This is a genomic window from Rhizobium sp. Root483D2 (assembly GCF_001426685.1).
GTDB lineage: Bacteria > Pseudomonadota > Alphaproteobacteria > Rhizobiales > Rhizobiaceae > Pararhizobium > Pararhizobium qamdonense.
In genome coordinates this window covers 204,197-227,277 of the sequence record NZ_LMFB01000016.1, presented here as the reverse complement: position 1 = coordinate 227,277, position 23,081 = coordinate 204,197, and the positions used below count along the sequence as shown (strand labels likewise).

Below are 23,081 nucleotides of genomic sequence, written 5' to 3'. Positions count from 1 at the left end.
TTTCAACGCTCTACTGTGCAAATCGGAATCACTTTGTCCAGAACCTCATCTGGTAAGTGACGGGTTTAGCAAAGAATTGCGACAAACTGAGACAGTCCGGACACAGGGGAGAAATAGCCTGTGCAGCCAAACAGGCGCAAAGCGGAAAAGGACAGCGAACCTCTGGTCCGCCCCACTCCTATTCCGCAGCTTCCGCCAATTGCAGCGTCTCGGCATGCCGCATCTCGGTCTGCAGCCGCCGCTCCTCGTCCACATGCGGCTTGGTAAACCGGCCGATGACCAGATAGGCAACTGGGGTCAGGTAAAGCGTGACGATAGTGGCAAGGCCAAGGCCGCCGACCAGCACCCAGCCGAGCGCGACGCGCGCTTCGGCACCCGCCCCGCTTGCCATGACAAGCGGCACCGCACCTACAATGGTGGCGATCATCGTCATCATCACTGGGCGCAGGCGGATATTGGCCGCATTCTCGATCGCCGAGCGCAGGTCCTCGCCACGGTCGCGCAGCTGGTTGGCAAATTCGACGATCAGGATGCCGTTCTTCGCCATGATGCCGACCAGCAGCACCAGTCCGATCTGGCTGTAGATGTTGAGCGTGTTGCCGGTCAGCAGCATGGCAAACACGGCGCAGGCAAGGCCGAGCGGCACGGTCGACATGATGATCAGGCCGCTGATCAGGCTTTCGAACTGCGCCGCCAGCACCAGGAAGATGATGACCAGCGCAAAGCCGAAGGTGACAAACATGCCGTTGGCATTTTCGTCGAGCGTCGCGGCTTCGGCCAGCGGCACGACGCGCGAGCCCGGCGGCAGGAGCGGTTCGGCCATCTGCTGGACCATGGCCAGGGCATCGCCGAGCGCAATGCCGGACGTGAGCCCGCCAGACAGCGACACCGACCGGAGCTGCTGCTCGCGCGACAATTGCGGCGCAACGGCTTTTTCCTCGACCGATGCGATGGTCGACATCGGCACGATCTTGCCGTCACCGGTTTTCAGAAAGATGTTCTGCAGGTCCGTCGGGTCGTTGACCGGATTGGTGGTCGACAACAGCTTGACCGGATAGGATTCGCCCTCGACATACACATCGAGCACGCTATTGCCATCGAGCATCGCCTGCAGCGCCGCCGACAGGCCGACAATATCGATGCCCAGATCGGATGCGCGGTCGCGGTCGATCGTCACGGAGAGCTGCGCCTGATTGGCCTCATAGTTCAGGCGGACATTTTCGAAACTGCCGCTGTCTTCCATCTGCCGCACCAGTTTGGATGCGGCATCGCCGAGCTTGGCATAATCATTGCCGACCAGCGCCACCTGCAGGCCGTTGCCCGCACCGCGAATGCCAAGGCTGTTCGGCTGGATCGGGAAAGCGCGGATCGAAGGGATATTCGAGGTGATCTTGGTAATATCCGCCGAAATCTGCTGCTGCGTGCGGTCGCGGTCGCTCCAAGGCGCCAGCGTCAGCACCATGAACCCCGTATTGACCGCGCCGCCCTGGCCGGACACGGAAAAGACATTGGCGATCTCGCCATTATCAACCAGCGGCTTCAGGCCATCCTCGACCCGGCGCATCTGCGCCTGGGTATATTCCAGCGACACGCCCTGCGGCGCCTGGATACGCACCATGATGCGCGAGCGGTCCTCCGTCGGCGTCAGCTCCGATTTGAGCAGCGTGAAGGCGCCGCCACCGGCAGCCGTCACCATGATGGCGACCATGAAGACGATCAGCGGTGAATTGAGGCAGGCACCCAGCGTGCGCCTGTAGAAGGCCGCCGCAAACGCACCGATCCGGCCCATGAAGCCGGTATGGCCATGGTTTTCGGCATGCGGTTTCAGCATGCGCGAGGCCAGCATCGGACACAGCGTCAAAGACACGAAGGCGGAAAGCAGAATGGCAAAGGCCAGCACGAAGCCGAACTCGCGGAACAAGCCGCCGGTCTGCCCCGGCAGGAAGGACAAGGGCACGAAGACAGCGGCAAGCGTCGCGGTCGTCGCGATGACGGCGAAGAACACTTCGAGCGTACCGAGCACTGCCGCAGCGCGCGGCCCCATGCCCTCGCCGCGCCGCCGCACGATGTTTTCCAGGACCACGATCGCATCGTCCACCACCAGTCCCGTTGCCAGAACGATAGCGAGAAGCGTCAAAATATTGATGGAAAAGCCGGCCATGTAGATCGCAGCACAGGTGCCGATCAGGGCGATCGGCATGGTCAGCGTCGGAATGAGCGTTGCCCGCCAGTCGAGCAGGAACATATAGATCACCAGGGTAACGATGATCACCGAGGCGATCAGCGCGATTTCAACCTCGTGGATGGCACCTTCGATGAACACGGCGTCATCGCTGGTCACCTTGAGCTGCGTGCCCTTCGGCAGGATTTCGGCAATGGTGGTCACCGCCGTCTTCACGCCCTCGGAAATATCCAGCGTATTGGACTGCGCCTGGCGGATGATGCCAAGGCCGATGCCCTGGCGTCCATCCGAGCGCAGCGAGGACGTGCCGATATCCGGACCGAGCGTCACCGTGGCAATATCGCCAAGCCGGACATTGTCGCCAAGCAGGAGGTTTTCAAACTGTTCCGGCGTCTGCAGATCGGCGGTGGCGCGCACCGAAATATCCTGGTTGACGCTGGTCAGCGAGCCCGCCGGTACGTCGAGCGAGGCGGTGGCAAGGCTTGTGCGCAGATTGGCAACCGTCAGGCCACGGCTGGCAAGCTTTGACTGGTTGATATCGATGCGGAAGATCTTTTCCTGGTCGCCGTTGATCTGCACGTCGGCGACGCCCTCCACGGCTGCCAGCCTGTCGGTGATCTCGTTTTCGGCCAGAAGCGTCAGGTCCTCCATCGACAGCGTGTCGGATGTCAGCGCCAGGCGCATGATCGGCTGACTGTCGGCATCGGCCTTGACGATGCGCGGCTCGTCGGCATCCTCCGGCAACTGGTTGCTGACGCGTCCGAGCGCATCGCGGATATCATTGGACGCCTGGCCGATATCGGTCGTATCGGAAAACTGCAGCGTGACGCGGCTCTGCGCATATTGCGAGGTCGAGGAAATGTCCTTGATGCCCTGCACGCGCGAAACGGCACCCTCGATCACCGAGGTCAGTTCGCGGTCCACCGTTTCGGGCGAAGCACCGTCGAACTGGGTATTGACCGACACCACCGGCTGATCCACCTGCGGCAATTCGCGGATTTCAATGCCGTTCAGCGCCGCAAGACCTGCAACGATGATCAGCGTATTGACGACAAGCGCAAAGATCGGCCTGCGAATGAACAGCGCCGTAAAGCCTGCGGTGCCAGCTCCCTTGTGCCCGGAACCGCCGCTCATTTCGGCGCCTCCGCCTCGGAAACCTTCTGTTCCTGATTGTCTTGTGCCGGCTTCTGCTGCAGCGGTTCTCCGGCGATGCGAACCGCACCGCCATCGCGCAGCCGCTGCACGCCCTCGATCACCAGGGCATCGCCCTTGGCGAGCTTTGCGTCGACCAGCACCTTGTCGGAATTGCGCTGGATGATTTTCACGGGAACCCGCTGCGACTTCTCATCCTGAACACGCCAGACGAACGAGCCATCGGCGCTCCACTGGATCGCCAGCGGGTTGACCGTCGGATAGGTGTCTCCGGGGAAGCGTACAGAAACGGAAAACGACATGCCGGCCCGCAGCGTATCGTCGGGATTGTCGATCCGCGCCCGCACCCGCAACGTCCGGCTCGCCTGATCCACGCGGTTGTCGATCGCGTCGATGACGCCGGACAGTTCAGAGGTCGGCATCGCGATTGCGGTTGCCGAAACCGGCTGGCCGACGGAAACCATGGTCGAAAACCGCTCCGGCACCCAGAAATCGACAAGGATCTGCGAGCGGTCATCCACCACGGCGATCGACGTCGAAGTCGTGACATAATCTCCCGGATGCGCCGTGATGATGCCGACGATGCCGCCGGAGGGCGCTGCGATATCGCGCCGCTTCAAATCCAGTTCCGCCGTCTGCAGCGCCAGTTGTGCAGCCTGCATGGCAAATTCGGCTTCGCGCAGGATGGCCACCGAGACGGCGTTGCCGAGCTTGCGGTTGCGCTCGACCTTTTCGCCGGCACTATCGACGGCGACCTTGGCCTGCGCGGCTGCGATCTTCTGCTCGTCGCTGTCGAGCGTGGCAATCACCTGCCCCTTTTCGATGCGGTCGCCGGATTTGACCAGGATGTCGGAGAGATTGCCGGTCGCAAGCGGCGTGACGCTGACCGACAGGATGGCCTCGCCGCTGCCGATCGCATTCAGCCTGTCATTGACAACAGCGGTATCGGCCGGCTGCGTCACGACAAGCGGCGTGCCGCCAGCCTGATTGCCGCCGCCCTGGTTCTGGCCGCCCTGCACCCGTGCGCCGCCCTGTTTGGCCGCATCCACCGGTTTTGCGGCATAGGCCAGAACTGTCTCGGGCACGCCAACCTTGGCAAGGATTGCCGCTGCACCCGGCACGAAGCGAACCCAGACGCCAAGGCCGACCACAAGAATGACCAGGCAGATCAAAAGCTGCTTCCAAAGCCGCATGCAAAACTCCAATTAAATCAAGCTTGTTTCGGCCATTGAGGCACAAAAACCGCAGTATTTGCGGCAACTATTCATGTTTGCCGTATACAGGCAACGCTAAAATGCCATCATTACGCAATTGTAACAAAAGCTCTTTTTGGGTTCCACGATCTTTATCTCAGCCACTCGACACAAGACGGGCCGCGCCTTAGCCTCGATGGCAACGGAGGCCCGCCATGAGCACGACAGCAAAACATCCTGATCCGGAATCCGATCCCCGTGTCAAAGCCGTCTTCGACGACATAAGGGCCACACGCAAATCCGATTTCGTCAACAATATGTGGCACTATCTCGCGTTTGACAGCGGCCTGCTCGAAAAGACCTGGGCCGAGGTTAAAGCCGTGATGGCGACGCCGTCGGCGCTGGATCCGCTGGTCAAGGAAATGCTCTATATCGCCGTGTCCGTCACCAATGGCTGCGGCTACTGCGCCCATTCGCATACGGCGGCCGCAAAGGCCAAGGGCATGACGGCTGCGCAGCATGCCGATCTCCTGCGCGTCATCGCCCTTGCGGCCAAGACCAACCAGCTGGCGACAGCCCTGCAGCTTCCCGTCGATCCCGTCTTCGATGCCGATCATCTCCCCTGATCGCGGCCAAAAAGCGGTTGTCTCCACAGAGAAGCTGGACATTTTGGAATAAAAGCAGAACGGAATTCTGGCCTTTCGGCTCCGAATCACTACATTGAGCCGCATGAGCAATGGTTTTGACGATATCCCCTTCTTCGACGAGGAGCCGGCGCCGCGCCCGCAGCGAGGCGTGAGCCCGCAGGCGGTACCGCCGGCACCCGCAAGCGGCATCGCAGCCCGCGCCATGCAAGCGCGCGATCAGCATCGTGTTCCAGACTATCTCTCCGGCCTCAATCCCGAGCAGCGCGAAGCGGTGGAAGCACTCGACGGCCCGGTTCTGGTGCTGGCCGGCGCCGGCACCGGCAAGACCCGCGTGCTCACCACCCGCATCGCCCATATCCTTGCCTCCGGCCGCGCCTTCCCTTCGCAAATCCTCGCCGTCACCTTCACCAACAAGGCGGCCCGCGAGATGAAGGAGCGCGTCGGCGTCCTCGTCGGAGGGGCTGTCGAAGGCATGCCGTGGATGGGTACGTTCCATTCGATCGGCGTGAAGCTTTTGCGCCGCCATGCCGAACTGGTGGGCCTGAAATCCTCTTTCACCATCCTGGATACCGACGATGTCGTGCGCCTGATCAAGCAGTTGATCCAGGCCGACGGCATTGACGACAAGCGCTGGCCGGCCAAGCAATTTGCCCAGATGATCGACGGCTGGAAGAACAAGGGCCTTTCGCCCGCCGACATTCCAGAAGGCGACGCCCGCTCGTTTGCCAACGGCAAGGGCCGCGAACTCTACGCTGCCTATCAGGCCCGGCTGATGACGCTGAACGCCTGCGATTTTGGCGATCTGTTGTTGCATCCGATCCGCATGTTCCGCACCAATCCGGATGTGCTTCGCGAATATCACGACAAGTTCCGCTTCATCCTCGTTGACGAGTATCAGGATACCAACACCGCCCAGTATATGTGGCTGAGGCTGCTTGCCCAGCGGCCGAAGGGCGTGCCGCAGAACGTCTGCTGCGTCGGCGACGACGACCAGTCGATCTACGGCTGGCGCGGTGCCGAGGTGGATAATATCCTGCGCTTCGAGAAGGATTTTCCAGGCGCCAAGGTCATCAAGCTCGAGCGCAACTACCGCTCCACCGAACATATCCTCGGCGCCGCCGGCCATCTCATCGCTCATAATGAGGGCCGCCTCGGCAAGACGCTGTTTACCGACCGCGTCGATCCCAATGACGACAAGGTGCAGGTGCATGCCGCCTGGGATTCCGAGGAGGAAGCCCGCGCCGTCGGCGAGGAGATCGAGCAGCTGCAGCGCACCGACCACCCGCTGAACAACATGGCCATCCTGGTGCGCGCCTCCTTCCAGATGCGCGAGTTCGAAGACCGTTTCGTCACGCTTGGCCTCAATTACCGCGTCATCGGCGGCCCGCGCTTTTACGAGCGCCTGGAGATCCGCGATGCGCTGGCCTATTTCCGCCTCGTATGCCAGCCGGCCGATGACCTCGCCTTCGAGCGCATCGTCAATACGCCGAAACGCGGCCTTGGCGATACCACCGTGCGTGCCCTGCACGACTATGCCCGCAAGCGCGATATCCCGATGCTGGCAGCATCAGGCGATATCATCGAAACCGACGAGATGAAGCCGAAGCCGCGCAAGTCGCTCTATGACGTCGTGACGATGTTCCAGCGCTGGCAGGGCCTGCTTGAAAACACGCCGCATACCGAGCTTGCCGAGACCATTCTCGAAGAGTCCGGATATACGGATATGTGGAAGAACGACAAATCGGCGGAAGCGCCGGGCCGGCTGGAAAACCTGAAGGAACTGATCCGCTCGATGGAACAGTTCGAAAGCATGCGCGGCTTCCTCGAACATATCGCCCTGGTAATGGATGTCGAGCAGAATGCCGAGCTCGACGCCGTCTCGATCATGACGCTGCATTCGGCTAAGGGGCTGGAATTCGAGACCGTTTTCCTGCCCGGCTGGGAGGAAGGCCTGTTTCCGCACCAGCGCGCGCTGGACGAAGGCGGCCGCTCAGGCCTGGAGGAAGAGCGACGCCTTGCCTATGTCGGCCTGACGCGGGCAAAACGCCGCTGCCACATCTGGTTCGTCTCCAACCGCCGCATCCACGGCCTGTGGCAATCGACGCTCCCCTCGCGCTTCCTCGACGAACTGCCGACCGCCCATGTCGAAGTCTCGGAAGCCGAGCAATCCTATGGCGGCTATAATCGCGGCGGCTACGGCCAATCCCGCTTCGACAAGCAAGAACCCTTCGCCAACACCTATTCCACCCCCGGCTGGAAACGCGCCCAGGCCAACAAGACCGACGCCACCCGCGATAACTGGGGCAACCGCTCCGGCGTCTCGATCGAACGCATCGGCTACGGCGAAAGCGGCCCGAAAGCGCGCACCATCGACGGCGAACTGATCGCCAAGTCCAAGATCGACGAACCTTCAAAATTCACCGTCGGCGACCGGGTGTTCCATATCAAGTTCGGCAACGGGAATATCGCCGGTATCGAGGGCAACAAGCTGACGATCGATTTCGACCGGGCCGGACAGAAGCGGGTGCTGGATGGGTTTGTGGAGAAGGTTTAGGCGGGGGCCATGAAGCCGAGCCACACCTTAAAACCCGGCTTCCCGCTGATGCCGTAGCGCCAAAATTGTTACCATCTCTCCGTCAAACCTGTAACGGGTGACATAGCCGCTATCGCCAAAATCAATCAGCCATTCCCGAAATTCTTCCGGCAGGCCCTCGACGAGGCGGCCGATATGCGGTTGTGAGCCAAGAATGCGCACACCCTGAAGGATCGCCTCCCCGGCCGACCGTGCTGCCTGCGGGTTCTTCGCCCTCAGGAATTGGCGCAGTCTTTCAAGGTCCCGGATCGCGTTCGGAGTAAAGATTACGGCCGGCATTTGGGAGCCGGAAGCTCATTTTCAGAGCCCCAGCTCGACAGCCATTTTTCAACGTCCTCAGCGCTGGCCTGCAGGCCGGTCTGCTGAAATTCCTCCCAGGCCTTGAGGGTCTCTTCACGAAAGGCTTCACGCTTCTCTTCGCGCTCGACATATTGCGCGATGGCTTCATGCATGATCCAGTGAGACGTGCGGCGGCGCGCGGTAGCCAGGTTCTGCACCCGAACCTTCAGCTCGTTCTCAAGCTTGACTGATGTCGCAACGGCCATCATCCATTCCCCGGTAAAAGGTAATACCTTGCACTACCATAGACGAAGAACGCGAGTTTTGAAAGCCAGCGGACGGAAGAATGGAAGTCCTACGGTCGCTCCTTGGAGTAAGGTCCGCCTCTCATGCCCGTTCACCCGCCCAGCTAAAGCTAATCCCGCAGACCGCCGAGGATGAGCTTTGCGGCCGAGACCGTCATGTTGCGGCCACCGGCCTTGGCATTCAAAAGGGCGGCATCCGCCCGCGTCAGCAAGGTCGGCACCGTACCTGCGGCGGGCGCCGATGCCACGCCGATGGACACCGCCACCGAACCAAGGATACGGCCGCGATGCGAGAGCGGTGCGGTCGCGATCTTGGTGCGCAGCGCTTCGGCAAATTCGAAGCCGGCCGCCTCGGTCATCCCGGGCAAAAGCACCGTGAACTCCTCGCCGCCGAACCGGTAGGCCGTGCCGGCGCCGCCAACCATGTCGATGACGATCTGCGCCACATATTGCATGACGACATCGCCGGCATCATGGCCGAATTCGTCGTTGAAGCGCTTGAAATGATCGATGTCGATCATCAGGCAGACCAGCGGATTGACCGCTTCCTCGCGTGCATGACGGTTGAGGCTTTCATCCAGCCAGCGCCGGTTGAACAACCCCGTCAGCGCATCGCGCACGGCAAGATGGGTGAGTTTTTCGCGCAACTGAAGATTGGCAACCGCAAGGCCGATATTTTCGGCAATCAGTTCCAGATAGAGACGCGAGGTTTCGACATCGGTCACGACATCCGAACGTTCCTCGAAATAGAGAAGCCCGATCGTATCGCCCTGCGCCGTCAGCGGCACGCAAAGTCCTGTGACATTGCTTTCGTTCAGATGCTGGCAGGCAATGTCGCTCTGGCCGCGATTGCTCAGATGCGGCCGCCCGCGCCGCAGCCCCCAGCAGGCGCTGGAGGCAAAGGATGCCGCCGATTGATGCGGATCAAGCCAGCTGCCGATCGTCGAAAGTAAGGTGCGGCTTTCGTTGAGAACATAAAGATGCCCGGCAAGATTGGGGAAAATCTGCGGCGCAAACCGCGCCACGACATCGGCGAGCTCGGTCTGCGTCTGGCAGGCCTGCAGCCGGTGCATCATCTGCAGGATCAGATCCTTGGTCTGCTGGTCGAGCCGCCTCTCCGCATCCAGCCGGTCGCGCTCCAGGCCATTGGCGCGAAAAATATGGATGGCTTCGTTCATCTCGCCGATTTCGTCGCGCCGCTGGTCCAGCGGCACCTCGACGGCATAATCCTGCTTGGCGAGCCGGGTGACGATACCGGTCATATGCGCTAGCGGCATGGCGATGCGGCGGCGAAGAACGCAATAGAGAACGCCGAGAAAAAGCGCTGCCGTCAGCGCCAGCATGGTCTTGGCGACAAGGCCGAACCAGTCGCTTCTCAACCGCGCATCGTTCAGCGCATTGCCGGTGCGGGCATTGACCAGATCGCGGAAGCGGCCGACCGTTTCCAGCAAATCCGTCTGCAGGCGCTCGTGCTCGGGGCCAAACAGCATTTGCTGGGCTTTGGACTGCTCGCCATTGCCATAGGCGGTGATTGCCGCAACCTCGAGCCGGTCCAGCGCCTCGGCATCCTGCTCGACCTCTTCGAGCGCGGCGGTTTCAGCAGACGATGCCCCGCGCGCCTTCAACGTCTTGATCGCCGCCTCGCGGCGGTGCTCCTCGTTTTCCCTGCCGTGAAACGCAATCAGATGACGCTCGTCGCCGCGCATCACGTACAGGCGCGCTTCGTCACTTCGCTCCTCGGCGCCAAGGGCAAGGTCCTGCGCCAGGGCCTCGAAGGCAAGGTGCTCCTCGACCGCCAGCCGCTCCTGGTTGGCGCTATCGGCCGACAGAATGAATGCGCCACCGGAAAGCACGGTCAGGACGACGGTTACGCCATAGGCCCAGTTCGTAATTGCACTGATTCGCATGAACGCCGTCCCCTAAGATTGTAGAGGGGATTAGAGGAGAGCGCAGGCGGTGGCAATTCCCCAATCCTCGCGATCAACGGCCCGCTGGCAGGGCTTAAACAGGCTAGCCGGCTGGCATAACGAGCACAGGGCGCGAAGCCCTCAAGCTTTCGCGCCCTGTGCTGGGATGGTTTGATCCGGCTTATGCCCTTTCAAGGATATCCGTCATGCACCCTTGGAAAACAGCGAGGCGAAGGTGCGCTTGGGCGCGGAGAAGCCCTTCATGCTCTTGACGATGACCATATGGGTGATCTCGCCGCGCTTGAACGCTTTCAGGAAGCGCGGATATTCCTCGAAGGCAACGCAGCCATGGGAATCGCCCCGGTTTCTCAGGAGATAGCTGTGGGCGAGCAGGCCGTCGCGGCCATGCGGTGCCACGCCGTTCACCGGCGTCAGACGCACGGCGGCAACCCCGTGGAAGAGCGATTCCCGCATTGTCACCTTGTAGGTGCCGGGCGGCGTCGGGCCCTTCATCTTGACGTGAACATAGTCCGGATTGTCGCGCATCTTGCCGATGCCGGAATGCGCCTCCAGCTTCTCGCCATTCGGCATGTAGACCACGCCGGCCGAGATATCGTAATAGGCGACCCCTCTTTTACCCCTAAATGCCGGGCGAACCTCGTTGTCATCATCCATGGGAAGATCAGGCTTGGCATAGGCCAGTTCCTTGACGGCGGGCTTGGTGGCCTTGTCATCAAGCTTGCGCGCCGCATCCGCAAAACCGCGCGGTTTGGACAGGGGCAAAGGCCCCAGATCCGGCAACATGCCGTTCAGCGACGAAGCGGGCTCCGGCATGACCAAGTTAAACGGCTTGCCAAGTCCCTGCTCACGCACCGATACCGTCTCCACCAGCGCGTTGGCTGTCACCGGCGTCGAGCCGGTTATGACCGCATCGCCTTTGGCGGCAGCCGCTTTTGCAAGCGCGACAACCTGCGTCTTTTCCGCAAAATCCACGGCAGGCTTGACCATGGCGACTGCAGCCATGCTCTTTTGCGGCACAGCCATTGCCACAAGGTTGATACGCGGCAAGACGGTGAGCCGCGAAAATTTGGCCAGGTGTACGACGCGCTGCTGCGGGGCCGCATGCGGGATCGGGTTGAGACCCAATGACGCCTCAAGGCGCGGACCTTTGCTGGACAGCAGCGACGACCCCATGTTCTGCATCGCCGCAAAGGTCGCGACCATCCAGACCGAGGCCGCGATGGCGATCCCGGCGACAGTGGCACCGGCAAGCAACCGCGCCAACGGCTGGGATTGCCTTGAACCTTTCGTCTTGGGGCCTTGGGGACCGCAATAGTGGCGCGCCTTGCCCGAAGCCGCGGAATGACTGCATTTTTCTGCTGCAAACGCCATGATGCTCGTTACCCGAAACGCATTACTCAATCGGAGAGCAACAGGACGCATTGCCGCCGAGGCCGGTCCAAAGCCCACGATGCGCCGAACTGCGCGCTTGCCGGGGCCTGCCGGTCGATCGGAAGAATGACAAATTATGGTAACCAATTCCTTTACACGGGCTCCAAGAAATCAGGGAGCAGGGTGGGCAGAGGAGAGCGGCACCTGCCGCAGGCAAAAAAGCAAAGAAGGTACCTTCCCCGCCTAGGACATCATGGCCGGGAGATCCGTTGACCCACTGCGCATTTCGCCGGCGGTCAACCTGAAGCTCGAAAAACTGTATTTGCGTCCGGTCTCAAACCTCTATTTTTTGGCGAGAATAAGGAGATGCTGAGATGAGACATGTTTTTTCACGGCATCACCCCGCGTCGCGATGGGTTAGCCGCTCGGCTGGACAGCTCTCAGTTCCCGATCCATCTGCAGTCTAATCCGCCGGTCCTGTTGCAGTCAGATGGTAGCGAATCACCCTTGCGGCCGCGATCAAAGTCGCTTGCAGAGGTGTAACTCACCACCGCTTTCACCGGTCGCGCGCAAGTTTGATCCGGCACACCACTGCATACAAGTGGAAATTGCGAAACAGCTCCCGATCCATTAAAATTGCACGCAATTTCGGCTGAAAAAATTAAATCGGCGATATTACGAATTTCGCCTTATCCGCATCGGCGGACCCTTCTTTTTTGAGCGCCACCCGGCAGGAATCCGCCCCTATGAGCTTTCTTTCCGCGATTGCAGTTATTTCTCTTTTGGTCATGTTTCCCGTGCTTTTATCGCTGCGCAAGACCGGCGTTCCCGGCATTGCAAGCTTCTGCGCCGCCTGCCTGACGACGGCGCTTGCCGCATCGCTGGCATTGACCGTCGGCATTGCCCCGCAGTGGTTTCACACGGTCATCGGCGGCACGCTGATTGCGGCTTCCGGCCTCTTGCTGCTGAGAGGCTTCCGGCAGTTCCTCGCCCGCCCGCCGCTTAGCGCATGGCCAACGGTTGTACTTCTTGCGACGGTGGCGACAGTGCTTTTGCTCTTCGGTGATGCCGCTGACAGCCATGCGGTACACGTTCTGGCCCGCACGGGACTGCTCAGCCTGATCTGCTTCGTGATCGGTGCGACCATCCTGCGCCATTGGCCGAAGGAGCGGGCCATCGCCCCCTATATGCTGTTTTGCTGCGTCATGGCGTTCCTGGCCGCCATCCTTCATGCCGCTCAGGCCGTCACGGCCGCCACCGGTTTGCACGACGCCCTTGATCCGCCGATCTGGATGACGGCTTTGATAGTGACAGGCCTGATGATCATGCCGCTGTTCTTTCTGGGGGTGATCCTCATGCTGCATGGCTGGCTGATTGCGAATCTGCGCCATATGATCGCCCATGACGATCTAACCGGCGCCCTGTCACGCCGCGCGTTCATGTCCGCATTCGAGCAGATGTTCCAGAACGCCTCGGCCTCCGGCGAGCAGACGGCGTTCATGCTGCTGGACCTTGATCGTTTCAAGCAGATCAACGATCTGCATGGCCATGCCGGCGGCGATGCGGCACTTGTGCATTTCACCGCCACCGTGCGCGGGACGCTCGCAGGAAAAGGCATCCTTGGGCGGCTGGGTGGCGAGGAATTCGGCATAGCCCTTGCCGGAGCCAGCCGGCTGGATGTGGCTGATATCGCCGACGCGATCTGCACCGCCGTCAGAATGACACCCGCACCGGCACACCAGGGCACTGAAATCGCCCTGACGCTGAGCATCGGCATTGCCATGGCCGATCCCGGCGGCACACCGGCCGACGCCATGGTCCAGGCCGACATGGCGCTCTACGAGGCGAAGGCTTTGGGCCGGGACAGACTGAGCGTCGCCGGCAGCCTTCACGCCGCATCCGTGGCCAGCGCCCGCGCCCTCGCCGGCGCCGCCGCCCAAATGCGCGCCGCCGCCGGTCCGGTGCAAAAACTCTCCAGCACAGGCTGAACGCCGCGCCCGCCGCTTGCCCGCCGCTTGCATTACCCGCCGCCGATCCTATGTCTGTGGCATTGCATCCGGAGAACCCACAATGCCGCTTCCCATCCGTTTTATCAGCGCCTGCGCGCTTCTTGCGACGAGCCTTGCCGGATTTTCCGCGCAGGCCGAAACCGTCGGCGAAGTCGGCGTGGACTGGCTTGGCAACGACATCACCATCGATGCCGTCAGCGATCCCAAGATCTCGGGCGTCACCTGCCATGTGACCTATTTCGACCGCAGCGTGGTTGACCGCTTGAAGAACGGCAACTGGTTCGAGGATCCGTCGAACAACTCGATCTCCTGCCGCCAGACCGGGCCGGTGACGATCGGCGATATCGAGCTTGATAAGGGCGGCGAGGAAGTGTTCCGCGAGGGGCTGTCGCTCGTCTGGAAGAAGCTTGTGGTCACCCGCATCTACGACAAGAAAAACAACACGCTGATCTATCTCGCCCATTCCCGCGAATTGACCGACGGTTCCGCCAAGATGTCGATCTCGACCATTCCGCTGTTCGAGCAGCCGGTCACCTGGGAGAAAGGCGCTCCGAAGTAGCGGCACCGTCCTTGGCTTCAGCAATAACGGCGGCAGATGTGACGATTTCGGCGCCTGCAGCCGCCATTGTGGCCAGTGCCACCTCGACACCCTGCGGATCGATGCCCCGGCAGGCGTCGATGACGAGCCGCACGAAAATTCCGGGAATGAGCTGGATTGCGTCAAGGACCGAATCCCTGACGCAATAATCGGTTGCCAGACCGCAGACATCGAGATGATCGACGCCACGGTCTGCGAGATAGACGGACAGCTCGGTCAGCGCCGCGTGGTCATTGTCGCGAAACGCCGAATAGCTGTCTATGGTCCGGTCCTCGCCCTTGCGCTGGAGATAATCGATGCGGCTCTGGTCGAGCGCCGGGTGCAGTTCGGCGTCTGCTGTACCCTGGACGCAATGATCCGGCCAGAGCATCTGCGGCTTGCCGTGCAGCGTTCCCATTTCGAATGGGTGGCGGCCCGGATGCTGAGAGGCAAAGCTGCCGTGATCGGCCGGATGCCAGTCCAGCGACGCAACCACCAGATCATAGCCGCCTTCCGCCATCAGCCGGTTGGCGACGGCAACGACCGCCTCGCCGTCAGGCACGGCAAGATTGCCGCCAGAGCAGAACCCATTCTGGATATCGACGAGCAACAGGCATTTCACGGGCAATCTCCTCGGTCTGCTTTCCGGCAAAAGCTATGCGCAATTGTTGCGCCGCACAATGCAGCAAACGGGACGGCTCTTCAAACTCAACGCAAAAAACGCCACCCGGGTTGCCGGATGGCGTCTGCATGACGTTCAAGGCAATTGATGTAACTAAGCCGCCTGGGCCAGCTCGTCGGCGATGACGGTGTCGAGATTGAGGAAGCAGACCATGGTCTTTTCCAGCGCGACGATGCCGCGGCAGAAGGCGCGCTGTGCTTCCGGAATGATTTCCGGGGCTGGCTGCAGCGCTTCGCTCTTGATCGTCATCATGTCGGACACCTGTTCGACCAGAAGGCCGACCAGCTTGCCGGCGATATCGGTGACGATGATCGCCGAACGTTCCGACGGCTCCGTCATCTTCATGCCGAGGCGGCAGGCCATGTCGATGACCGGGATGACAGCGCCGCGCAGGTTGATCAGCCCCAGCACATAAGGCGGCGTGTGCGGCATCGGCGTCACGGGCGCCCAGCCACGGATTTCGCGGATCGCCATGATATCGATGCAGAATTCCTGATCGCCCAGATGAAACGATACGATTTCCAGATAGGCGCCGGACTGCTTGATGGCATTTGTCATGATCAGAATTCTTCCCAGTTTCCGGCGAAACCCGATGCCTCCGGCACTTGCCGGATCAGGGGCGCCCGCCAACACCCCTTGCGTTGTCAGACCATGGCAAACACACATTAAACTTTTGCTAAAATGCTTACCGGATTCTTGCGTGCGCACTCGTCCGCCTCTGCCCCGTGCAAACCCGTGCCCTGCAAAACGGCTTTCAAAGTAACGGCGGGCAGGATATCATCGCCGCATGAACAACGAGGCCGGAAAGCACAATCAGAACCTGGCGATCACCGCCCTTGGCGGTGTGTTCCTGCTCCTGTGCCTTGCCGCCTTTTTCGGATGGATCGTTCAGGGGCCGGAGATGCTGCTGACCATGGCTGAAAACGGCATGTCCTGGTGCTTTTGACGAACGCTGCCGCATTTTGACGCTGGCAGCGTGAATGTTTTGCAACATCCCGCCCAAACCGCTATCTCAGCTGCACTATTGGGCAGGTTTTGAGCGGACATCACATGAAAACACTTCGCATCGTTCTTTGGGCGGCTGTAGCCGTTGTCGCAGCCTCGCTGGGCTGGATCAGCTACCAGATGACCACGGGCAAGGAGGAGATCGCCGCCGGTCCGTTCGGCGTTCCCTTTGAGCTGGTATCGCAGACCGGCCAGCCGATCACGCAAGCCGCCTTTGTCGGCAAGCCCTCGGCCCTGTTCTTCGGCTTTACCCATTGCCCGGAAGTCTGCCCGACCACGCTGTTTGAGCTGAACGGGTGGCTGGAAAAGGTCGATCCCGACGGCACCAAGCTGCAGGCCTATTTCATCAGCGTCGATCCGGAACGCGATACCCCGGAAATCCTTGGTCAATACGTCTCCAACGTCTCCAAGCGCATCACCGGCATTTCCGGCCCGCCGGACAAGGTCATGGAGATGGTCAAGGGCTTTAGGGTCTATGCCAAGAAGGTGCCGCTGGACGAAAAGAAACCTGACGGCGACTACACGATGGATCATACTGCATCGGTGTTCCTGCTGGATTCGCAAGGCAAGTTCACCGGCACGATCGCTTACGAGGAAAATCCGGAGACGGCAGTCAAGAAACTGGAAAACCTGACGAAAAGGTAATCCATTGTCGCGAGGGGCTGATGGGTGAAACCAGTGAAAAATCCATTCTGATTGCTGGCGCCGGACCGACCGGACTTGCACTGGCGCTTGAACTGGCGCGGCGCGGCATAAAATCCCGCCTTGTGGCAAAGGCGGCCGGACCCGCCCCCCTCCATGAAAGCCGGGCACTCGGCGTCAATGCCAGAACCCTGACGCTTTTGGAAGCATCCGGCGTCAGCGCCCTGATTCTTGCAAAAGCCCGGCGCCTGACGAAATTCAAGATCGCGTCCTCAGGCAAACCGCTGCTGACCATCGAGACAGAAAGCTTCCGCAGCCGCTATTGCCCGATCCAGATCCTGCCACAGGGCCAAACGGAACGGTTTTTGCTGCAGAGGCTTCTGGCCTTCGGCATCACCCCGGAATGGTCGGCCGAACTCATCCCGGCCTCAGGCGATGTGCAAAAGCCGGTGGTCACCCTCCAACACGCCGATGGCCGGACGGAAACGGTCGAGCCGGATCTGCTGATCGGCACGGACGGCGCCCATTCCGCCGTTCGCCAGGCCTTCGGGTTTACCTTCCCCGGCAATGCGCTGGAGAGCCGCTTTTTCCTCGCCGACTACCGCTATGCACAGCCGGTCGATACCGGCTTCATCGAGATGAATTTCCTCAATCCCGGCGTGCTGGGAAGGCTGCCGGTCAATGAGGATACGCTGCGCTACCTGTCCACCGATGCGGATTTCGAAACCCGCATTGAACATCCGGCCATGGTGCTGGAGCGCACATGGGCCTCGGATTTCCGCATCAGCTTCCGCCATGTCGAGACCATGAGCCGAGGCAAGGTGTATCTCGCCGGAGACGCCGCCCATGTGCATTCGCCGGCCGGTGCGCGCGGCATGAATCTCGGCATCGAGGATGCCTGCTGGCTGGCTTGGCTGATAGCGGAACGTCGGGAACAGGACTATTCGGCTCTGAGATTACCCGCCGTCAGGACCGTGCTCAAGGATACCCGGCGCAACACGGCCTTCATCACCTTGAAAAACCCCATTCTGACACGGCTTCGATCGCTGCTCCTGCCGCTGGCAAACCATGTTCCCCTAATCTCCAACGCCTTTCTGCGCAATGCCGCAGGCCAGGACACCCCGCCGCCGCCCTGGATTCCCGGCGCCCAATAGGCGCTGCGCTTTACCTTGCATCGGACGGCGTGCTAGAGCCGCGCGGCAAGCATGTGCCGACAAGGACAAAGACATTGAGCGACCTGCGCCTCTTCATCACCACGACCGAAAAGCTCTCCGAAGTCCTTCTGGACCTGATGACCGATGCTTTCGAGGACGAAGGCTATGCCATCGCCACCATGGAAATGGACGAGAAGAAGGATATCTGGGAAGCCTCGCTCTATATCGACTTCGATGAGGAAGACGGAATGCGGGCGCGTTTCGCTGATGTTGTCGCCGCGCAGTTTCCAGATGCCGTGATCGAGCGCGAAATCATCCCGGATGTCGACTGGATCGCCAAGTCGCTGGAGGGCCTGTCTCCGGTGCGCGCCGGGCGTTTTCTCGTCCATGGCTCGCATGACCGCGACAAGGTGCGCCTCAACGATATCGCCATCGAGATTGACGCCGGCCAGGCCTTCGGCACCGGCCATCACGGCACGACGGCCGGCTGCCTGGAAGTCATCGAAACCGTCATGCGCGCCCGCAAGGTCCGCAATGCGCTGGATCTGGGCACCGGCAGCGGCGTGCTCGCCATCGCCGCACGCAAACTCAAGCCGGTTCCGGTTCTGGCAACCGATATCGACCCCATCGCCACCCGTGTTGCGGCAGAGAACGTCAAACGCAACGGCATCGCCACGGGCATTACAACGGTCACGGCGCCCGGCTTTCACTCGCCGGCCTTTGCAGCGCATGGCCCGTTCGACCTGATCATCGCCAATATTCTTGCCCGTCCGCTGATCAAGATGGCACCGCAGCTTGCAAGCCACCTGGCGCCCGGCGGTTCGGTGATTCTCTCCGGCATTCTGGCCTCGCAGCGCTGGAAGGTACTCTCGGCCTATAACGGCCAGCAGCTGCGCCATGTCCGCACCATCTGGCGCAACGGCTGGGTGACGATCCATCTCGACCGCCCGTAAGCGGGAATTTTTAAAGCCCTGAAAAAGGAAAACCCGCCTGTCCATCATGGACAGGCGGGTTTTTCAATACAAAGGCGATGCCGAAGCATCGCCCGCTGACCGGCAAGCCGGTCATGTCCGCGAGCTTGAGGAGGAGGAGTGCTCAAGCGGACTCTTCACAGTCTGAAATTGGCCACCCGGAGGGAGGAGGAGAAGGATAACCAACCATGTTCAGACCGTGCAGCTCGTGCCAAAAGGCATTCGCAGGAACAACAGATGTGCGTCCGTGTTCGTTGAGCGGGTTTATAGACTATTTTGAAATCCGGTCCAGCCGCAATGCAGCATGGGTGCCATGCGCATGATGCATACGTTCCACAACACGGGAAGATCGTTCAACAAACTAGAGGCCAGAAAGACGGGCTTTCGCAGCGCCGGCAGTTTCCGCTAGACTGTTTCCACTCTTGAGGAATCGATCCGCATCGCACAGCGCGATCCCGGCGCCGGTTCCTCCCCATCGCAGGAAAAATCCATGTTTCAGTCTTTTGCAGTCACCTCCACTCCGCAATTCGGCAAGGAGCGCGTCACCGTGCTGCGTGCGGCACTAACGGCCCTGAATCTCGATGGCTTCCTCGTCCCCAGAGCCGACGAGTTCCAGGGCGAATATGTCCCCGCCTCCGCCGAGCGCCTGTCCTGGCTGACAGGCTTTACCGGATCGGCCGGTATTGCACTCATCACGCAGGGTCAGGCGATTGTCTTTGTGGATGGCCGCTACGTCACCCAGTTGAAGGAACAGGTCGATGCCACAGTTTTCACCGGCGGCGATCTGGTCGGCGAACCCCCGCACCTGTGGCTGGAGCACAATGGAAAAAAGGGCTTTCGCCTCGGCATCGACCCGTGGCTGCATACCGGCGCCGAAGTGCGCAAGCTGGAAAAGGCGCTTGAAGCGCTCGGCGGCGCGCTGGTCTTTCTCGATCACAATCCGCTCGACCGCCAGTGGAAGGACCGCCCCGCCGCCCCGCTTGGCCGCGTCAAGATTCAGCCGCTCGATCATTCCGGCATCCTTGCCAAGGACAAGCTGACGGCAATGGCGGCAGAGATCGCCAAGGCCGGCGCCGATGCGGTGGTGCTCACCGATCCATCGTCGATCGCCTGGACCTTCAACATCCGCGGCAGCGATGTGCCGCACACGCCGCACCCGCTTGCCCGCGCCATCGTCCATGCCGATGGCAGCGCGCAATTGTTTCTCGACAAGCGCAAGTCCGGGATCGAGCAGGAAGCCTACCTTACCCAGCTTGCAAGTATCGAGGCGCCATCGTCTTTCGACGACAAGGTCGCAGCCCTTGCGGCAACCGGCAAGGCAATCATGATCGATCCCGATCACGCACCCTTCGCCCTTGCCGAGCGCATCCGTGTGAGCGGCGGTACCGTGATCGAGGCGATCGATCCCGCCCGCCTGCCCCGCGCCCGCAAGAATGCGGCGGAGATCGAAGGCTCGGCCCGGGCCCACCTTCAGGACGGCGCTGCCATGGTCGAGTTCCTGGCCTGGCTCGACCAGACACAGCCCGGCACGATCACAGAAATTGCCGCCGTCGAGAAGCTGGAAGCCTGCCGTGCCGCAGTCGGCCAGCGCATGCAGAACCCGCTGAAGGACATTTCCTTCGACACCATCTCGGGCGCCGGCGCGCATGCCGCAATCATGCACTACCGGGTCACGACCGAAAGCGACCTCGCCATCGCCGATGGCACCATGTTCCTGATCGATTCCGGCGGCCAATATATCAACGGCACCACCGACATTACCCGCACGGTCGCGATCGGCACCGTGCCGGACGATCAGCGCCGCTTTTTCACCCTCGTCCTCAAGGGCATGATCGCCATCAGCACCGCACGCTTTCCAAAGGGCTCGCGCGGCGTCGATCTCGATCCGCTCGCCCGCATCGCGCTGTGGAAGGCCGGTGCCGATTTCGCCCATGGGACCGGCCACGGCGTTGGCTCCTATCTGTCGGTGCATGAAGGCCCGCAGCGCATCTCCCGTGCGTCAACGCAGGAACTGCTCTCCGGCATGATCCTGTCGAACGAACCGGGCTACTACCGCCCCGGCGCCTTCGGCATCCGCATCGAAAACCTTGTTCATGTGCTGGAAGCTGCGGAAATCGAAGGCGGCGACCTGCCGATGCTCGGCTTTCAAACGCTGACCTTCTGCCCGATCGATCGCCGCCTGATCGTCCCCGCCCTTCTGACTGACGAGGAACTGTCCTGGCTGAACGCCTATCACGCCGAGACAGAGGAAAAGCTGTCGCCGCTGATTTCGGACGAGGCGGTACTTTCCTGGCTGAAGGCGGCAGCGGCACCGATCAGCCGCTGAATGAAAAGGCCCGCTTCGCAAGGAGCGGGCCTTATTCTACATCACGAGATGCCGGATCGCCATGACCACCAGCCAGCCGGCCAAAAGCATCCAGAGCGATGAAAAGCGCAGGCCGATGGCGAGCGCGACGAGCATGGCGACAGCCACATCCCAGCCGCCGGAGAGGAAGGCGGGGGCAACCAGCGTCGAGAGCACGGCGGCAGGCACCGCATTCAATGCCGCCTCCATGCGCGGCGGGATCCGCTTCATCTGCGTGATCATCACATAGCCGCCGATGCGGGTGAGGAACGTCGCGGCGGCGGCGGCCAGGATCACGTAGATCAGGTGCATGTGTTGTGCATTGTCCATGATCAGACCTCATGCTCCAGAGTGACCGGCTCTTCATGCTGTTTGGGCAGCGGCAGGCAGGCGGCAAGCAGGATGCCTGCGATGGCGCCGATACTGACATGCCAGGGCGAGCCGACGAAATGCATCGCGGCAATCGATGCCAGCGAACTGACCGCCACCACCGGCAGCCAGTTGTCGCGCTTGCGGAAGCCGAGAACCAGTCCCATGAAATAGATCGGCAGCAGCACGTCGAGACCGATGGCCTTGGGATCTCCGATCATCTGCCCGAAGATCGCGCCGAGCAGCGTCATCAGCTGCCAAGGCAGATAGATGACCAGTCCGAACCCCAGATACCAGGCAAAGGTCACCGGCTCGCCGCGCTCGGCCCGCTTTTCCGTTTCTGCATATTGCGGATCGACCAGCAGGAAGAAGGCGAAGAACTTCTGCACGGGAGAGAAATGGCGGATGTGGCGGGCAATCGACGCTGAATAGAGGATGTGGCGGAAATTCACGGCAAAAATCGACAGGATGATCAGCCAGGGCTGGACGTTGTGGCCAAACAGCTCGAGACCTACCATCTGGCTGGCGCCGGCATAAACCGTAGCGCTCATGAACACGGCGTCGAAAACGGAGAACCCGTTGTCGACGGCAAGTGCGCCAAACAGAGCGCCGAAGGGTGCTGCGGACACCATGACGGGAAATCCGCCCCGCGCGCCCTGCCAGAAATCGTCTTTTGTCATTGAAGGAAACTTTCCGGAGTGACGGGGCCATTGGCCGGGCCACGGATGCGGCGATGCGTTCGTGATGAAACGCACAGATAGGCCCGCCGGGCGTATCGGACAATTCAATAAGATTGATGCAGTGATCCAAAATTATGATCACATTGCGTATCGCTGAACAATCGGGCTTTAACCCTTCGGCTTCACCTGAAACGTATGCTCGATGCCCGGAAAGGTGCGCGCCCTGACTTCATTGGCATAGGCCTCGAAAGCGGCGGAGATCTGCGGTGCCAGTTCGGCGAAATGCTTGACGAAGCGCGGCTTGAAATCGCTGAAAATCCCAAGCATGTCGTCGGAAACGAGGATCTGGCCATCGCAGGCCGGCGAGGCTCCGATACCTATGGTCGGTGCCCGCAGCGTCTCGGAAATTTCGCGGGCCAACGGCTCGATCGTGCCTTCGACGACAATCGCGAACGCACCGGCATCGTCGATCGCCTTGGCATCGCGGCGGATCTTGGCGGCTTCCTTGTCGCTGCGCCCGAGCGAGCGGTAACCGCCCATCGTGTTGACGAGCTGCGGCATCAGACCGACATGACCCAGCACCGGAATGCCGCGCTGGGTGAGGAAATCGACGGTTTCCGCCATCTCCGCGCCGCCTTCAAGCTTGACCGCGCTGCAGCCGGTTTCCTTGAGGATGCGCGCCGCACTGTTAAAGGCCTGCTCCTTGGATTCCTGATAGGAACCGAACGGCAGATCAACGACCACACACGCTTTTTCAGAACCGCGCATAACAGCCTGGCCATGGGCGATCATCATGTCGAGCGTCACGCCGACGGTCGAATCAAGACCGTAGAGCACCATGCCGAGGGAATCGCCGACCAGCATGAAATCCACATGCGGATCGAGCAGCCGGGCGATCGGCGTCGTATAGGCCGTCAGGCTGACGATCGGGCGCTCGCCCTTCAATGCCTCGATGCTGCCGGGGCTCAGGCGCCGCTTTACTGCCTGTACACTCATGC

Annotated in this window: 20 protein-coding genes; 9 read left to right on the top strand and 11 right to left on the bottom strand. The window is 61.1% G+C overall.

The window, feature by feature from the left end; genetic code table 11:
• Positions 1-178: 178 nt before the first annotated feature.
• Complete coding sequence (locus tag ASD32_RS15055) at positions 179-3,316, bottom strand: efflux RND transporter permease subunit (RefSeq protein ID WP_060638845.1); 3,138 nt, start codon at positions 3,314-3,316, stop codon at positions 179-181.
• Positions 3,313-4,527, bottom strand: coding sequence for an efflux RND transporter periplasmic adaptor subunit (locus ASD32_RS15050; protein WP_060638844.1), 1,215 nt, complete (start codon positions 4,525-4,527; stop codon positions 3,313-3,315). Before ASD32_RS15050 ends, ASD32_RS15055 begins: the two co-directional genes overlap by 4 nt.
• Before the next feature lie 215 nt (positions 4,528-4,742).
• On the opposite strand from ASD32_RS15050, the gene ASD32_RS15045 reads away from it, so the two are divergent.
• Positions 4,743-5,153, top strand: a complete 411-nt coding sequence (locus tag ASD32_RS15045; protein WP_060638843.1) for a carboxymuconolactone decarboxylase family protein — start codon at positions 4,743-4,745, stop codon at positions 5,151-5,153.
• Between the two features lie 103 nt (positions 5,154-5,256).
• Positions 5,257-7,728: a UvrD-helicase domain-containing protein gene (locus tag ASD32_RS15040; protein ID WP_060638902.1), complete on the top strand. Its 2,472-nt coding sequence runs from the start codon at positions 5,257-5,259 to the stop codon at positions 7,726-7,728.
• A 27-nt stretch (positions 7,729-7,755) separates the two neighbouring features.
• Here the strand turns inward: ASD32_RS15040 and ASD32_RS15035 are convergent, their stop codons facing one another.
• From ASD32_RS15035 to ASD32_RS15020, 4 genes are all read right to left on the bottom strand, one after another.
• A complete protein-coding gene (locus tag ASD32_RS15035; RefSeq protein WP_060638842.1) occupies positions 7,756-8,046 on the bottom strand; it encodes a type II toxin-antitoxin system RelE/ParE family toxin in 291 nt (96 codons plus the stop codon).
• The gene (locus ASD32_RS15030) at positions 8,034-8,312 is read right to left on the bottom strand and encodes a CopG family ribbon-helix-helix protein (protein WP_060638901.1); all 279 of its coding nucleotides are present in this window, start codon (positions 8,310-8,312) and stop codon (positions 8,034-8,036) included. Before ASD32_RS15030 ends, ASD32_RS15035 begins: the two co-directional genes overlap by 13 nt.
• A 149-nt stretch (positions 8,313-8,461) precedes the next feature.
• Positions 8,462-10,258: a diguanylate cyclase gene (locus ASD32_RS15025; protein ID WP_060638841.1), complete on the bottom strand. Its 1,797-nt coding sequence runs from the start codon at positions 10,256-10,258 to the stop codon at positions 8,462-8,464.
• A gap of 204 nt (positions 10,259-10,462) precedes the next feature.
• Entirely contained in the window at positions 10,463-11,542 is a 1,080-nt protein-coding gene (locus ASD32_RS15020) for a DUF2778 domain-containing protein (protein ID WP_060638840.1), read from the bottom strand.
• Positions 11,543-12,396: 854 nt separating this feature from the next.
• On the opposite strand from ASD32_RS15020, the gene ASD32_RS15015 reads away from it, so the two are divergent.
• Together ASD32_RS15015 and ASD32_RS15010 are read left to right on the top strand one after the other, a co-directional pair.
• A complete protein-coding gene (locus ASD32_RS15015; protein WP_060638839.1) occupies positions 12,397-13,638 on the top strand; it encodes a GGDEF domain-containing protein in 1,242 nt (413 codons plus the stop codon).
• Between the two features lie 82 nt (positions 13,639-13,720).
• Complete coding sequence (locus ASD32_RS15010) at positions 13,721-14,218, top strand: CreA family protein (protein ID WP_060638838.1); 498 nt, start codon at positions 13,721-13,723, stop codon at positions 14,216-14,218.
• On the opposite strand, the gene pncA is transcribed toward ASD32_RS15010, so the two are convergent.
• On the bottom strand, positions 14,190-14,858 hold the full coding sequence (gene pncA / locus ASD32_RS15005; protein ID WP_060638837.1) for a bifunctional nicotinamidase/pyrazinamidase: 669 nt from the start codon (positions 14,856-14,858) through the stop codon (positions 14,190-14,192). The two genes, ASD32_RS15010 and pncA, sit on opposite strands and share 29 nt — an antisense overlap.
• 153 nt (positions 14,859-15,011) lie before the next feature.
• Positions 15,012-15,476, bottom strand: coding sequence for a chemotaxis protein CheW (locus tag ASD32_RS15000; protein ID WP_060638836.1), 465 nt, complete (start codon positions 15,474-15,476; stop codon positions 15,012-15,014).
• 229 nt (positions 15,477-15,705) lie between these two features.
• On the opposite strand from ASD32_RS15000, the gene ASD32_RS30280 reads away from it, so the two are divergent.
• The 5 genes from ASD32_RS30280 to ASD32_RS14980 all read left to right on the top strand — a co-directional run bounded on the left by ASD32_RS30280 (position 15,706) and on the right by ASD32_RS14980 (position 21,016).
• The gene (locus ASD32_RS30280; protein WP_200953603.1) at positions 15,706-15,864 is read left to right on the top strand and encodes a hypothetical protein; all 159 of its coding nucleotides are present in this window, start codon (positions 15,706-15,708) and stop codon (positions 15,862-15,864) included.
• Between the two features lie 104 nt (positions 15,865-15,968).
• Entirely contained in the window at positions 15,969-16,568 is a 600-nt protein-coding gene (locus ASD32_RS14995; protein ID WP_060638835.1) for an SCO family protein, read from the top strand.
• 20 nt (positions 16,569-16,588) lie between these two features.
• Positions 16,589-17,719, top strand: a complete 1,131-nt coding sequence (locus tag ASD32_RS14990) for an NAD(P)/FAD-dependent oxidoreductase (protein ID WP_060638834.1) — start codon at positions 16,589-16,591, stop codon at positions 17,717-17,719.
• Between the two features lie 74 nt (positions 17,720-17,793).
• Positions 17,794-18,672: a 50S ribosomal protein L11 methyltransferase gene (locus tag ASD32_RS14985; protein WP_060638833.1), complete on the top strand. Its 879-nt coding sequence runs from the start codon at positions 17,794-17,796 to the stop codon at positions 18,670-18,672.
• Positions 18,673-19,180: 508 nt separating this feature from the next.
• Positions 19,181-21,016 carry an aminopeptidase P family protein gene (locus ASD32_RS14980; RefSeq protein WP_060638832.1) on the top strand — a complete coding sequence of 612 codons (1,836 nt, stop codon included), beginning with the start codon at positions 19,181-19,183 and terminating at the stop codon, positions 21,014-21,016.
• A gap of 36 nt (positions 21,017-21,052) precedes the next feature.
• Here the strand turns inward: ASD32_RS14980 and ASD32_RS14975 are convergent, their stop codons facing one another.
• The 3 genes from ASD32_RS14975 to panB all read right to left on the bottom strand — a co-directional run bounded on the left by ASD32_RS14975 (position 21,053) and on the right by panB (position 23,079).
• On the bottom strand, positions 21,053-21,364 hold the full coding sequence (locus tag ASD32_RS14975) for an AzlD family protein (protein WP_060638831.1): 312 nt from the start codon (positions 21,362-21,364) through the stop codon (positions 21,053-21,055).
• 2 nt (positions 21,365-21,366) lie between these two features.
• Entirely contained in the window at positions 21,367-22,083 is a 717-nt protein-coding gene (locus tag ASD32_RS14970; RefSeq protein WP_060638830.1) for an AzlC family ABC transporter permease, read from the bottom strand.
• Between the two features lie 168 nt (positions 22,084-22,251).
• Entirely contained in the window at positions 22,252-23,079 is an 828-nt protein-coding gene (panB, locus tag ASD32_RS14965) for a 3-methyl-2-oxobutanoate hydroxymethyltransferase (RefSeq protein WP_060638829.1), read from the bottom strand.
• Positions 23,080-23,081 lie beyond the last annotated feature (2 nt).